At 71.0% G+C, this 13393-nt stretch carries 13 protein-coding genes; 5 read left to right on the top strand and 8 right to left on the bottom strand.

Annotated features, from left to right (window positions below; genetic code table 11):
* The 5 genes from ACSNOA_RS06750 to ACSNOA_RS06730 form a co-directional block, all read right to left on the bottom strand.
* Positions 1 to 1476, bottom strand: coding sequence for a magnesium chelatase (locus ACSNOA_RS06750; RefSeq protein WP_436657061.1), 1476 nt, complete (start codon positions 1474 to 1476; stop codon positions 1 to 3).
* Positions 1477 to 1537: 61 nt separating this feature from the next.
* The gene (locus ACSNOA_RS06745; protein WP_436657060.1) at positions 1538 to 2614 is read right to left on the bottom strand and encodes a hypothetical protein; all 1077 of its coding nucleotides are present in this window, start codon (positions 2612 to 2614) and stop codon (positions 1538 to 1540) included.
* A 76-nt stretch (positions 2615 to 2690) separates the two neighbouring features.
* Positions 2691 to 3341 carry a response regulator transcription factor gene (locus ACSNOA_RS06740; RefSeq protein ID WP_436657059.1) on the bottom strand — a complete coding sequence of 217 codons (651 nt, stop codon included), beginning with the start codon at positions 3339 to 3341 and terminating at the stop codon, positions 2691 to 2693.
* Positions 3338 to 4582: a sensor histidine kinase gene (locus ACSNOA_RS06735; RefSeq protein ID WP_436657058.1), complete on the bottom strand. Its 1245-nt coding sequence runs from the start codon at positions 4580 to 4582 to the stop codon at positions 3338 to 3340. Before ACSNOA_RS06735 ends, ACSNOA_RS06740 begins: the two co-directional genes overlap by 4 nt.
* 54 nt (positions 4583 to 4636) lie before the next feature.
* Positions 4637 to 5134 carry a hemerythrin domain-containing protein gene (locus tag ACSNOA_RS06730; RefSeq protein WP_436657057.1) on the bottom strand — a complete coding sequence of 166 codons (498 nt, stop codon included), beginning with the start codon at positions 5132 to 5134 and terminating at the stop codon, positions 4637 to 4639.
* A 99-nt stretch (positions 5135 to 5233) separates the two neighbouring features.
* On the opposite strand from ACSNOA_RS06730, the gene mgrA reads away from it, so the two are divergent.
* Positions 5234 to 6229, top strand: a complete 996-nt coding sequence (gene mgrA, locus ACSNOA_RS06725) for an L-glyceraldehyde 3-phosphate reductase (protein ID WP_436657056.1) — start codon at positions 5234 to 5236, stop codon at positions 6227 to 6229.
* A 78-nt stretch (positions 6230 to 6307) separates the two neighbouring features.
* Entirely contained in the window at positions 6308 to 6430 is a 123-nt protein-coding gene (locus ACSNOA_RS06720; RefSeq protein ID WP_436657055.1) for a 50S ribosomal protein L36, read from the top strand.
* Between the two features lie 188 nt (positions 6431 to 6618).
* Here ACSNOA_RS06720 and ACSNOA_RS06715 read toward each other — a convergent pair whose 3' ends face one another.
* Positions 6619 to 7554, bottom strand: a complete 936-nt coding sequence (locus tag ACSNOA_RS06715; protein WP_436657054.1) for an RNA polymerase sigma-70 factor — start codon at positions 7552 to 7554, stop codon at positions 6619 to 6621.
* A gap of 852 nt (positions 7555 to 8406) precedes the next feature.
* On the opposite strand from ACSNOA_RS06715, the gene ACSNOA_RS06710 reads away from it, so the two are divergent.
* The gene (locus ACSNOA_RS06710) at positions 8407 to 9126 is read left to right on the top strand and encodes a hypothetical protein (protein ID WP_436657053.1); all 720 of its coding nucleotides are present in this window, start codon (positions 8407 to 8409) and stop codon (positions 9124 to 9126) included.
* Between the two features lie 688 nt (positions 9127 to 9814).
* Here ACSNOA_RS06710 and ACSNOA_RS06705 read toward each other — a convergent pair.
* Positions 9815 to 10066, bottom strand: a complete 252-nt coding sequence (locus ACSNOA_RS06705) for a hypothetical protein (protein ID WP_436657052.1) — start codon at positions 10064 to 10066, stop codon at positions 9815 to 9817.
* A 348-nt stretch (positions 10067 to 10414) separates the two neighbouring features.
* Positions 10415 to 11557 carry an XRE family transcriptional regulator gene (locus tag ACSNOA_RS06700; RefSeq protein WP_436657051.1) on the bottom strand — a complete coding sequence of 381 codons (1143 nt, stop codon included), beginning with the start codon at positions 11555 to 11557 and terminating at the stop codon, positions 10415 to 10417.
* 324 nt (positions 11558 to 11881) lie between these two features.
* On the opposite strand from ACSNOA_RS06700, the gene ACSNOA_RS06695 reads away from it, so the two are divergent.
* Positions 11882 to 12199, top strand: a complete 318-nt coding sequence (locus tag ACSNOA_RS06695; RefSeq protein WP_436657050.1) for a hypothetical protein — start codon at positions 11882 to 11884, stop codon at positions 12197 to 12199.
* A gap of 239 nt (positions 12200 to 12438) precedes the next feature.
* On the top strand, positions 12439 to 13377 hold the full coding sequence (locus ACSNOA_RS06690; protein ID WP_436657049.1) for a hypothetical protein: 939 nt from the start codon (positions 12439 to 12441) through the stop codon (positions 13375 to 13377).
* The last annotated feature ends 16 nt before the right edge of the window (positions 13378 to 13393 follow it).

Below are 13393 nucleotides of genomic sequence, written 5' to 3'. Positions count from 1 at the left end.
TTAGCCCCGGCCGCCGTAGACGGTGCGGCCGGTGTCGGTCACGTCCTTGCCGAGCCGGCGGGTCAGGTGCAGCCCTTCCAGCACGAACTCCACCCCGGCCGCGGCCTCCTCCGGCGTGGGCGCGTCGCCCATGCCGAGGCGGTCCAGCACCTTGGCGAGCCCCGGAACCGTGCCCACCTGGCGCAGCAGGTCCGCCGAGCCGACCAGCTCGCCGGTCTCGATGACGGTGCCCTCGGCGACGAGGTCGGTGAAGCCGGAGAGGTCCAGCCCGGCCAGCCGGGCCCGGAACGTCTCGGCCGTGGCCGTGCGCAGCAGGTGGGCCAGGACCTCGATCTCGCGCCCCTCCTCGCCGCTTTCGAACTCCACCTTCCCGCGCAGCGTCGAGGTCACCGACACCGCGTCGCCCACCCGGGCCACGGGGGTCTCGGGGCGTACGCCCTGGTCGCCGGAACCCGAGGCGGGCTCGGCGGCGAGCAGGGCGGCCCGGCGCAGCGCGGCGCCGGCCACCGTCTCGGCGGCGGCGATGGCGAAGCGGGCGGAGACGCCGGAGCGCGGGTCGACCGACGGCGACTCGCGGACGGCGCGGGCGAACCGGGCGAGCACCTCCAGCACGTGCTCCGGCACCTCGGCGACGAGGTCGGCCTCCTGCCGGATCAGGGCCAGCTCCAGCTCCAGGTCGACCGGGTAGTGGGTGCGGATCTCCGCGCCGAACCGGTCCTTCAGCGGCGTGATGATGCGGCCCCGGTTCGTGTAGTCCTCCGGGTTGGCGCTCGCCACCAGGAGCAGGTCGAGCGGGAGCCGCAGCTGGTAGCCGCGGACCTGGATGTCGCGCTCCTCGAGCACGTTGAGCAGCGCCACCTGGATCCGCTCGGCCAGGTCGGGCAGCTCGTTGACGGCGAAGATGCCCCGGTTGGTACGTGGCACGAGGCCGAAGTGAATGGTCTCCGGGTCGCCCAGGGTGCGGCCCTCGGCGATGCGGATCGGGTCGACGTCACCGATCAGGTCGCCGACGCTGGTGTCGGGCGTGGCGAGCTTCTCGCCGTAGCGCATCGAGCGGTGCAGCCAGCCGACGGGCAGGTCGTCACCGGCCTCGGCCACCTGGGCGCGGGAGGCGGGGGTGAGCGGGTGCAGCGGGTGCTCGTTGAGCACCGAGCCGGGGATGACCGGGGTCCACTCGTCGAGCAGCGCGCCCAGCGAGCGGATCAGGCGGGTCTTGCCCTGGCCGCGCTCGCCGAGCAGCACCATGTCGTGGCCCGCGAGCAGCGCCCGCTCGACCTCGGGCAGGACGGTGTCCTCGTAGCCGACGATGCCGGGGAACCGGTCGGCGCCGGCCCGCATCCGGGCGATGAGGTTGTCGCGGAGTTCCTGCTTGACGGTGCGGTAGCGGTGGCCGGCCGCCCGCAGCTCGCCGAGCGTGCGGGGCAGGTCGGCCGGTGGAACCGGGATTACCGGGTTGGGCGCAGTCACCCGACCCACGCTAGCGCGGTACGAGCGGGGGTGCCGGCGCGTTGCCGGGTACCCCCGCTCCCACCCTCGTTCAGCCGCGGCCACAGCGGCGGCAGGCCCCACGCCGGCGCAGGTGGTACGCGTACGTGGACAGGCCCAGCGCCGGCCCCCAGGCCGGCCAGAGCAGCATCGGCGCGGAGGCCAGGTCGAAATCGTGGCCCCCGGCCAGCTCCCAGAACCGCGGGTGGGACATCAGCCCCAGGACGGCAGCAGTGACCGCCACCGCCACGAGAGTGGCCGGGATCACGGCGAGCTTCACCGGCACCCGGCGGCCGGCCAGGCCGACCATCCAGCGGGGGAACCGCTCGCCCCACCGCTGCACCAGGCCGAGAGTGAGGACCGCGCCGACGGTGGCGAACGCGCCCAGCCCGAGTCCGGCCCAGACCAGACCGGTCTCCTGCATCTCGGTGAGGAACTCGCGCGAGATGCCGAGCGGGATGCCGGCCGCCCAGGCGAAGCGGGTCACCGCGTACGCGAGCGGGATGACGGCGGCGATCCCGGCGGCCCACCGGCCCCAGCGCGCGGCGGCGGCCGGTGTGGTCCAGCCCCGCTCGCCGTCGCCGCGACCGCAGGCCACGCATGCCCCGGTGGTACGTCGTTGCCAGGCCAGCACCGCGCCGGCGAGCAGCAGGCCACCGATCACGGCCGCGAAGCGGGCGAAGAGGGCCCAGGTGAAGACGTCGGCGTAGTCGACAGGAGGCCAGCCGAACGGCGCGCCGATGATCAACATCGGGGCGTAGCCGAGGATGACCAGCACCCGGGCGTCCGGGACCACCAGGGCCAGGACGGCCGCGACCGCCCAGGCGTAACCGGCGAGCAGCATCCGCGGCACACCGGACGGCCGGCCGACCGGGCGGGTCATGGCCAGCGCCGCCACCGCAGCGGTCAGCAGGAGGGCGGCGAACAGCGGCGGCCCGAGCCGGACGGGCAGCAGCCGGAGCAGGTTCACGTCGCCGTCCGGGTCGTTCGCGCCGAACGGGTAGCCGGCGCCGGTGACGGTGGCGAGCAGGGCGAGGACGCCCCAGAGACCGAGCCAGCCGGCCGCGAGCGGGGCGAGTCGGTCGGGCCAGCGGGTGGCCGTACGAGGTGGCGCATCGGTGATCGTCATACCCCCAGCCTCGGCCGGCGAGCGCCGGAAACCCTCCCGGGCGCCGGTGAACCCGCTCCCCTGGGCGAGGGAGACGTCAGGCCGCCGGGGTGACGAAGCCCGACTCGTACGCGGCGATCACGGCCTGGGTGCGGTCCCGCACCCCCAGCTTCGCGAGCACGTTGCCGACGTGCGTCTTCACCGTCTCCACCCCCACCACCAGGTGCGCGGCGATTTCCGGGTTGGACAGTCCGGCCGCCATGAGCCGCAGCACCTCGGCCTCCCGCTCGGTCAGCCGGGCGGCGCGCAGTCGGTCGCCTCCCGGCCGCCCGTACGCGCCCACGAGCCGGCGGATCGCCGCCGGGAAGAGCAGTGACTCGCCGGCCGCCACCACGCGCACCGCCTCCACCACCTCGGCGGGCCGGGCGCGCTTGAGCAGGAAGCCGCTCGCGCCGGCCCGCAGCGCGTCGTAGACGTACTCGTCGTTGGCGAAGGTGGTGACGACCAGCACGCGGGGCGGGTCGCCGGAGGCCGCGAGCAGGTGCCGGGTGGCCTGGATGCCGTCGATGCCGGGCATGCGGACGTCCATGAGCACCACGGCCGGCCGGTGCCGGGCGACCAGCGGCAGCACCTCGGCGCCGTCGGTGGCCTCGGCGACCACCCGCAGGTCGGGCTGGGCGTCGATGATCGCCCGCAGCCCGACCCGGATCAGCTCCTCGTCGTCGACGACGAGCACGCCGATGGTCACGGCGCCTCCCGGTACGGCAGCCGCGCCCGGATGCGCCACCGGTCGCCGTCGGGCCCGGCCGTCAGCCGGCCGCCGAGCAGCAGCACCCGTTCCCGCATCCCGTCCAGCCCCCGCCCACCCCCGCCGTGGGCGGCGCGGCGCGGCGCGGGGAGCGCGTTGACGAGTTCGAGGTCCAGCGCCTCCGGGCCGACGTCGAGGCGCAGGATGACGGGGCCCCGCCCGTGGCGGGCCGCATTGGTGAGTCCCTCCTGGACGATCCGGTAACCCTCGCGGGAGACCGCCGCCGGCAGGGCCGCCGGGTCGCCGGCGCGGTGCGCGTCCACGGCGAGGCCGGTGGCGCGGGTGTCGGCCACCAGCCGGTCCAGGTCGGCGAGCGTACGCTGCGGCGCCGTGGCGGAGCCGCCGCCCTCCCGCTCCCGCAGCAGCCCGAGAACGTGGTCCAACTCGTCCATGGCGGTGCGACCGGCCTCCTCGATGGCGGCCAGCGCCCGGCGGACGAATGCCGGATCGCTGTCCAGCACGGCGCGGGCCGCGCCGGCCTGGAGCGTGGCCACGGTGAGCGCGTGACCGACCGAGTCGTGCAGCTCCCGGGCCAGCCGGTTGCGCTCGGCGAGCCGCGCGGCCCGGGCCTCCAGCGCGGCGATCCGTTCCGCCTGCGCCGGCCCGAGCAGCACCGGCGCCATCGACGCCGCGAGCGCGCCGAGCCCCGCGACCGCGTAGCCGAGGCCGGCCAGCAGCAGCACGCCGGCGAGGGTCAGCCAGCCGGTGTCGTTCCCGTCGAACGGCCCGAACCGTTCGTCGCGGAGCAGCTCCGCGCCGACACCGACCTGTTGGGCGAGGAAGGCCAGCGCCATCGGCACGGTGCTGAGCAGCGCGAACATGAGCAGCCCGCCGACGACCAGGTGGGTGACGATCCACAGTGCGGCACGCAGCCGGGTCTCCCGGTCGGCGCGGTGCCCGGGCACCGGATCGGGCAGGTCCACGCCGAGCAGGGCGCGAGACGCCGCGATCTCCAGCGCCCGACTGCCGTCGAGCAGCAGCGGCACCCCGGCGATCACGATGGCCACCAGGAGCAGGACGAGCACCAGCGGCCGGGCGATGGCCGGGCCGGTGAAGATCTGCCCGAACGCCACCGCGAGCAGCACGTACGGCAGCACCAGCACCCCGCCCAGCAGCAGGAACACCCCGCGCCGCCAGGTGCTGGCGGCGACCAGCGGTGCGAGGACGGCTCGGGGGCTCACCGGCACATTCTCGCGCCGCGCACGGGCCCGCGACTCCCCCGCGTCGGGGAGATGTCAGCGGTGTTCCTGCACGTACCGCTGCGGGTCCTTGTCGTGGAACGTGAGGTTGCGGCCGTTCTTGTGCTCGCCGTAGAAGGTGAGCCAGCGGTGGCCCAGCTCGGCCCGCAGCTCCGCGCTCGCGTGACGGCGGAAGTCCGGCAGCGCCTCGTCCTCCTCCTCGGCGAGGTGCTCGCTGTTCTCCCGGCGGGCCCGCCAGACCGCCGCCCACCACTGGTCCGTGCCCACCGGATACTTCTTCGCCTCGGCGATCGCATCGCGGATCTTGTTGTGGTCGCCCACCGCGTCGGTGGTCTCGGCCTCGCCGTCGTCGCCGTGACGGACCAGGTGCGGGTAGAGGATGGCCTCCTCGGCCTCGGCGTGGATGTCGAGGTGCAGGGCGAGCGCCTCCCAGACGGCGAGCATCTCCTGCTCGTCCCTGGCGTCGTCGAGCCGGGCGAACCCGCGCCGGAACGCGGCGTGGTCGTCCATGATCATTGCGGTGATGTCGTCCATTCGGTCCCCCGTTCGGATGCCGGCCGTGGTGGTCAACTCCCGGGCGACCGCAGGGGTGACGCCGGGCCCGGCCACCTGTCGGCGCCCGCGCGTAGGCTCATGATCGTGACCTACCTTGCCGCGGAAGACCGCTACGACACCATGACCTACCGGCGCAGCGGACGCAGTGGCCTGCGCCTGCCCGCCATCTCCCTCGGCCTGTGGCACAACTTCGGCCCGGACCGCCCCTTCGAGCGGCAGCGGGACATCGTGCGCCGCGCGTTCGACCTCGGGGTCACCCACTTCGACCTGGCCAACAACTACGGCCCGCCGCCGGGCGCCGCCGAGGAGAACTTCGGCCGGATGCTCGCCACCGACCTGAAGCCCTACCGGGACGAGCTGGTCATCTCCAGCAAGGCCGGCTACCTCATGTGGCCCGGCCCCTACGGCGAGTGGGGCTCCCGCAAGTACCTGGTGTCCTCGCTCGACCAGTCGCTGCGCCGGATGGGCCTGGACTACGTCGACATCTTCTACTCGCACCGGTTCGACCCGGACACCCCGCTGGAGGAGACGATGGGCGCCCTGGACGCCATCGTCCGCTCCGGCAAGGCTCTCTACGTCGGCATCTCCAACTACAACTCGGAGCAGAGCGCACGGGCCGCGGCCATCCTGCGCGACCTGGGCACGCCGCTGCTCATCAACCAGCCCGCGTACTCGATGTTCAACCGCTGGACGGAGGCCGACGGCCTGCTGGACACGCTCGAGGAGGCCGGCGCCGGCTGCATCGCGTACAGCCCGCTGGCGCAGGGGCTGCTCACCGACCGCTACCTCGGCGGCATCCCGGCCGACTCCCGGGTGCGCACCAGCGTGTTCCTCAACGAGACCGACCTGAGCGACGAGCGGATGACCGCCATCCGCGGGCTCAACGCGATCGCGGAGCGGCGGGGCCAGTCCCTCGCCCAGCTCGCGCTCGCCTGGGCGCTGCGCGACCCGCGAATGACGAGCCTGATCATCGGGGCGAGCAGCGTGCCCCAACTGGAGGCCAACATCGCGGCGCTGGACAACCTCGACTTCACGCCCGAGGAGCTGGCCGAGATCGACCGGCAGCTCGGCTGAGCGTGGGAATCCCGGCGGCCGGGGCGGCGTTGTCCTGACGTACGGCAGAGGCAGGACCCGAGCCGAGGAGAGGCAGACATGAAGGTACGCAGCTCCCTGCGGTCGCTCAAGCAGAAGCCGGGTTCCGTGGTGGTTCGCCGCCGCGGCCGGGTGGTCGTGGTGAACCGCACGAACCCCCGCTGGAAGGGCCGCCAGGGCTGAAACTGGCTGAAAACGGCGCCGTCGCTCTCGCGACGGCGCCGTTTTGCGTACGGCCGGACGACCGGCCGGCCGTGGCACGGGCCGGTGGTGTGAACGGAGTTGATGCCTCAGAGGCATATTTATGACTCACAGGCATCACACTCACGGCGATGTCCGTCTCCCGGCCCTCGCCCGGTCCCGAGCCCCCTTCAACCCGGGGGCGACGCGGCCAGCTCGGCGAATTGCCCCAGTTTGTCGGGGTTCAACACGAGGAGCAGTCGTTCGATCCCCCGCTCGGAGGCGTCCAGGGCGATGAGGGCCTCGGGCGTGCCGTCCGGCGCCGCCACGAGCAGGCCCGTCGCGCCGTTGACCTCGACGGCCCGGATCGTCGACGCGTGCCAGTACTTCCGGAAGACGTTGTCCAGCAGGGTCGTGACCCGGGCCGCGCCCACGAGGTCCTTGCGCGAGGCGTGCACACGACCCCCGCCGTCGGACCGCGCCACCACGTCGGCCGCGAGGAGCCGTTCGAGAGACGCGAGGTCGCCGCGACGGGACGCCGCCAGGAACGCCTCCACGAGCCGCCGGTGCTCGCTGCGATCGACGGTGGCCGACCGCTCCGACGCGAGGTGCTTGCGCGCCCGGGTGACGAGTTGCCGGGCGTTGACCTCGGAGGTCTCGAGCACCTCCGCGATCCGCCGGTGCGAGTAGTCGAACGCCTCCCGCAGGACGTAGGCGGCCCGTTCCGTGGGCGGAAGCTTCTCCAGCAGCATCAGCACCGCGAGGTCCAGCGCCTCCGCCCGCTCCGCGCCGAGCGTCGGATCGGCGGTGGTGTCGACCGGTTCCGGAAGCCACGGGCCGACGTACGTCTCCCGGCGGGCGCGGGCCGACGTGGCGGCGCTGATCGCGAGCCGCGTGACCGTGGTCGTGAGGAATGCGGCCGGGTTGCGGATCACCCGGCGGTCCGCCCGCTGCCAGCGCACCCAGGCTTCCTGCACGACGTCCTCCGCGTCGCCGACGCTGCCCAGGATCCGGTACGCGACCCCGAACAGCTGCCCCCGGACCGCCTCGAAGTCGGTCACATCCTCCGCGCGGAGGTCGTCGGTCTCCGACAGCCGGCCCAGCTCATCCGTCGGTTTCCTCGCCACCCCGCAACCGTAGCCACGAACCGGGCGGGGCGTCCGGCAGGGCACCCACGCCCGCCCGTCCGGTGACCCTCGGCACAGCCCCCGGAGCAGTGATCGCGCCAGCGGCCTGAACGACGAAGGGCGTCCGTCTGCCGACGAACGCCCTGACCACGAAGGGTGGAGCCGAGGGGACTCGAACCCCTGACCCCCACACTGCCAGGAGCAGGCACGGCTTGGTCACGGTGGTCCTGCGCCGCTAGAGCGGTCCGGTGGCGTCCGCAAGGGTCCGGGTGATTCCGTGGCCTTGGCTACTCGCGTGGCTACTCCTTGCGGTGCCTCTTCCTCGACGTGGCACCGCGCACGCCGGCCCAAGTATGCGTAGTCAGCCAGGGGAACTGAACGCCTTGACGCCTCCGAGTTGTCGGGGCGGCGGTCTACCCTCGCCTTCGGCGGCATCCCTAGGTTGACACGACCCCGAGACCGCAGAACGTGAAAGCACGTCAACCCGACACGCCGAGTTACCTCACGCGGGCCTCAGATGAATTTGTTACATCCAAGCCGCCGCGTGCGGCACATCAGGTTTCATGCGCACCATCGCTTGCATCCCGTCGATCGCCTCATGTACGGTTCTTCCTGCCAAGGAACTTCGGGCTCACCCGTGCGGGTGTGTCCTAGTTGTGGCTGCCCTGCTGACAGGGCAGCCCAGAGAATCGTGGAAGGTGACACATGGGTCAGCCCCACCTCCGTCCTGTCCCCGAGCTCGCTGAGGGCTCCGCGGGTTCCACTGAGCCCCCGGCCCCTGCTGGTCCGAGCCGGGCTGCTCAGCGCTCCCGTCCGACCCGGGTCCTGCCGACCGACCGGGTGAAGTTCGAGATGCAGATCGATATCCTGCGGACCTTCGCCCGGCTGAGCGGCGGGAAGCGGCCGGTGAACAGCGAGCAGATCGCGAACGCCCTCAAGATCAGCACCAACTCCGCCGCGCTCAGCAACGGCTTCTTCGTTGAGTCGGGCTGGCTTGCCCGGGTCGGCCGGGGCCAGTATGTCGCCACGGAGCAGGCGGTTGCCTACAACCGGCGCATGGAGTTCGGCGCGCCGGCTGCGGCTGTCGAGCTGCTGGCCGAGCCCGCCCGGTCGGCGTGGTACTGGCAGGCGCTGGAGCCCGCCCTCACCGGCAGCCGGTTGTCGAAGAACGAGGTCTTGGTCATCCTCGCCGACGAGGCGAACACGATCGAGGAGCACCGGCCCCAGCTGGAGAACATCCTCCAGTGGTTGCAGTTCCTCAACCTGATCAGGACGGATGGGGAGTACCTGGTCGCCACCGAGGCGGCGCCTGACGCGGACGAGAGTGAGCCCGCGCAGGCCGATGTGGAAGGAGACACGGACCTGAACCCGAAGCATGGGCAGGGCAGCCCGGACAAGCCCGACGAGCGACGGGCGGCGAGCAGCCGGATGAACGGCTCGGGTGACGTGGTCATCGCGTTCAGCACCGACCTTCGTCTGACCGGCGAGGACTTGGCTGCCCTCAGTCCGGATCAGATCCGGGCGCTGTTCGAGGCGGTTGGCACCGTTGCTTCGCTGACCAAGCGTCAGTGATGAGCTGGCGGCCGTCCCTCGGAGAATCGTTCTGCCAAGAAACTTCTTCGTTGCGAGGGACGGCCGCCTTCGCCGACAGCAGCATAAACAGATTCTTTAGCAACTTGCTAGATCTAACGTCTACCAGCGAGATATTTCACGAGGGCTGATGCCATCCCGTCTGCCGTCGACCCGTCCCTCCGGGGAGCTGGCCGCCGCCCGGCCCGCCACGTCAAGCGGACCTTGACACAGGTTCGGACGCTGGCGGGCCGGGCGGCGGTCTGCTCGGCTTGCCCGGGTCGATGGCAGACGGGATGGCCTACCGCAACCACCCACGGAACCGCGACTCGCCGACGAGCCCCGGCCATCCTGGAGCCGGAGCGCCCCCGCCGGAGGCGCAGTAACCGCAACCCCGCGACCGCCGCCGGCTCGCCGACGCGGCCGGCGTGCGCTCCCCTACGCCGCGCGGTCTCGTGGCCGCGCGGCCCCGGCTGGCTGCCGGCCCAACCCGTCACCGGTCGACGGTCTGTCGTTCTGCGGCGGCCCCTTGGGCTTCACGCTTCCGCGCCAGCCGCCGGGCGTAGGCGTGGCGGCCGCGTGCGACAGCTAAGCGGCCGGCGCGCGCCCAGGCGGCGGCGCGTGCGGCCCGTTGCGGGCCGCCTTGAAGACGTACAGAAACTTTGAACCAATTCGCCGGCAGCCGGCGGCCTCACCTCGGCGGCTGGGTGGCAGCATTGCCGGTCTGCTCGCGCCACCGGCCCCCGTCGGCCTGAACCAGACGCCGCACCATCGCGCGGGCCTCGTCTTCGGTGTCGAACTCCCATCGGAGCACCTTGCCCGTCTCGGAGTCACCGGCCCTGGCGACAACATGCCAGCGGACCTCGCGGGCAAGCCACACGTCACGGCGGGTGAGCCGTCCCCATACTCCGTTCCACCAGCGCCCGACCAGTTCCCGCCCCACCAGGTGATCGTACAAGCGTTCTAACGCTTGCCGTGCGGGAGACCCAGAATCCGACGAGGCTCTGAGCGGCTTCGATCGGTCGGTAATGCGAGAATGAGGCGGTGGAAGCTGGCCCAGACCCGACCGCGGAGTGGTGGACAACCTCCGACGTAGCTGTGTACCTCGGCGTCAAGGTTGCGACGGTGACGAACTACCGGAAGCGGGGCCAGATGCCAGAGCCAGACGCAACGATCGGACGCACCCACGTATGGCGCCCAAGCCGCGTGGTGTCCTGGCACGAGAGTCGGCCTCGGCCTGGCGTCGGCGGCCGTCCGAGTCGAGCGGGTTCGGATGAAAGCACGGAAGGCCTCAGCTCCCGCTGAGAGCTCGAACCTCGTCCAGGTACGAGACGGCATCGGGCTCTTTCGGGTACCGCTCCCGCAGCGCCGTAGCGAGTTCCTGCGAACACATCAGCAGAGACGGCAACGACTTGCGGTCGCCTTGAAGTGCCCGTCGGCCGTAGGAAACCGCCTGTTCGAGGTCGCCAGCTCGGGCAGCCACCACGCCGAGGGTGATCCGAGCCTCGGCGTTACGCATCGGCTTTCGTTCGGTCCCGTCAGGTTCCGTCGATGAGCGGATGACCTCGCGGGCGTACATCTCTGCGAGGCGGTCTTCGCCCGCGATGCGGTAGCAGTCCATGGCGTAGAAGTCGAACTTGGCCGGGTCCACCACGAAGTGGTGGTCGGTGTCCTCGGGATAGGGCAACGACTCAAGCAGCGTGCGGCCTTTGTCCAGTGCCATCTCTACCTGTCGTCTGTCGCCGAGCCGCGCCCATGCCTTGGCGCGCTGCGCCGCCAACTGCACTGCTGCGCCGTCGTGGGCGGCCGCTGCCTCGCCGGCCTCGGCGGCTGCGATGACGCCTCGGTAGTCACCCTGGGTCAGCGCGTACCACGCCCGCATCTCGTACGCCCAACCTGAAATAGCGGCGTTGCCGGCTTCCTCACCGAGTGTCAACGCAGCCTTGCGGGTGCCCTCCGCGATTCGACGTAGCCCCATGTCGTACTCCACGCAGCCAACCAGCAGCGCAACCCAGCCTGCCAGGGTCAACACCTCCTGGTGCTGAGCGAGGGTGAGCCGACGATCCATCAGAGCAGTGATTCGGCGCAGCCACGCGCGACCCTCCACCCGTAGCTGATCAGACGCCATGTAGGGGTACTCGCAGCAAAGGCGATCGGCAGTGATCCGCAGCGCTTCAAGAGTCGCGGCTGAGACATCGGAGCTACGCAAACGGGCGAGGATCTCGACTGTCTCCATCCCCGTGCCCGCGATCAGTTGCGCGTCAGCCTCATGCGGTGTCGCGGGCGGGAAGAATGCGGCGGTGACGGTGCCGAACGTCTTCGCAATGAGCGACCTGTAGAAGCCGTCTGGCTCGGAGCTTCCCGACTCCCACCGCTTCCAGTTCCGCAACAGCGTGCTGTCGGCCGGTAGCCGCTCGGTGGCATGTGCTCGCATCGCGCGTACGGCCTCGCCCTGAGACCACCCTCGGGCAGTGCGCTCAGCCCTCAACCTGGTTGCCCAGACCGGTCGGTCCAGGTCAGCAGCTACATCGGCCATGTCGCCAGTATCGCGCCGATCGAGGGGACATTGCGAGGGGACTTGGACCTGTCCCCGTAGTGACACCTGTCGTTGTAGCGCAGTCAAGGTCATCGTTGTGGGTGTCAGCGAATCGTCGGCCAACGAATCTGGCGAGAGTCTGGCGTAGTACCAACTGAGTTGGTACTTTGACAGTGAGGCAGTCATCCAACAAGGGATGCGCCTAGACACAGGAGGTCTGTTGTGAAGCTGTACGTGGACACCACGAGCAAGCAGGTCACGGCGTCGAAGGACCCGGAGCCGAAGAACGACCAGAACGGCAACCAGAAGTCCGAGAAGAACACGGGCCGGCCCATGTGGTCCACCCAGGTCTTCGTTCTCGACGAGACGGGCGGTGAGGTCATCACCATCACGACGGCGGGTGAGAAGCCGAACGTGAAGGTGGGGGACTTCCTCGCGGTCGAGCAGTTGGAGGCCATTCCGTGGGCGACCAACGGGCGTAACGGCGTCGCGTTCCGGGCGGTGTCGCTGAAGCCGAAGACTGGTACTGCGGCCAAGTAGGTCACTTCGCACGACGTGTTGTGTGAGCCACTGGTGTCCGTGGTTCGCGAAGCGGCCTGACTGGTCCGCTGACCCAACTCCACATCGGTCCGGGAATGGATCCGACTCCTACATTCCCGGCCTGGTCATCACCAGTGGTGATGGCATCCCCGCAAGAGCTGGCGCGGGGTCGGTCCGACTCCTACATCTGCCGACCCCGTGCCCTCCAACTCATCCACCCTCATCAGGGAGGACTCGTCGTGTCCAAGTCTAGCCCCCGCCGCCCCTTCGGCGGGAAGTCCAGCGGAACGGTGACGGTCATCGAGGCCAAGGTTCACCGTTCCTCGGCCAGGAAAGCTCGCCTGGCGTTCATCCTCTCGGCGGTCATCGTCGGCCTGCTCTCGGCCGTGGTGGCCGCTTCCTACATGCACCCCATCCTCGCCCTGTTCCTCGGTGCGCTCATCGGCGTACCGGTCGGCGGGATCGTGTGGGTCCTCGTGCGGATCTGGCCGGTGCTGCGGCTGCTGTGGTGGTGGCTCCCCGAAATCACCATCACCATCCTGCTCGGCTCCGGATGGACGCAGCTCGCCAACCACACCACCGGCCCGGTAACCGCCGTGGTGGTCGCCCTGGTCGTCGGCGTCCCCGCCGCCATCCCGGCGTCACGCCGGTTCATCTTCGCCTGGGCCATGTGCCTGTTCGTGCGGCACCGGCTGCGCGTGTGCTTCGCGCAGTTCATCATCGCCAACCAGTCCGGCTCGTTGCCGCTGATCCTGTGGGCCAAGCCCACCCCCGTCGGTGAGCGGGTCTGGATCTACCTGCGGCCTGGCCTGTCCGGCAAGGACCTGGAAGGCCGCCTCGACAAGATTGCCGTGGCCTGCCACGCCTCCACCGCGCTCGTCGAGCGCGCCTCCGACCGGACCGCCGCCTATCTGCGGTTCGACATCAAGCGCCGCGAGGTGCTGACCGCCAACGTGGCTTCGCCGCTGGTCGACGTCATCGACCCGACCGTTCCGACGGTCGAGCAGGCACCGCTTGCGGTGCCGACTGCCCTGGACCTCCCGGACGTCGATGTCCCGACGATCACCCTCCCGGTACAGGGCAAGCCGGCCGCGAAGAAGCCGGCCACCACCGCCAACGGCAGCAAGCCCGCGGCTTCGTCCTCGACGCCCGAGGACGACGTCTCCGACTGGATCTGACCCTTACCCGCACCAG

This window comes from Micromonospora sp. URMC 103 (assembly GCF_051386435.1).
Lineage (GTDB): Bacteria > Actinomycetota > Actinomycetes > Mycobacteriales > Micromonosporaceae > Micromonospora.
Note: the sequence above shows the minus strand (reverse complement) of the source record. Positions and strands in the feature narration are given on the sequence as shown.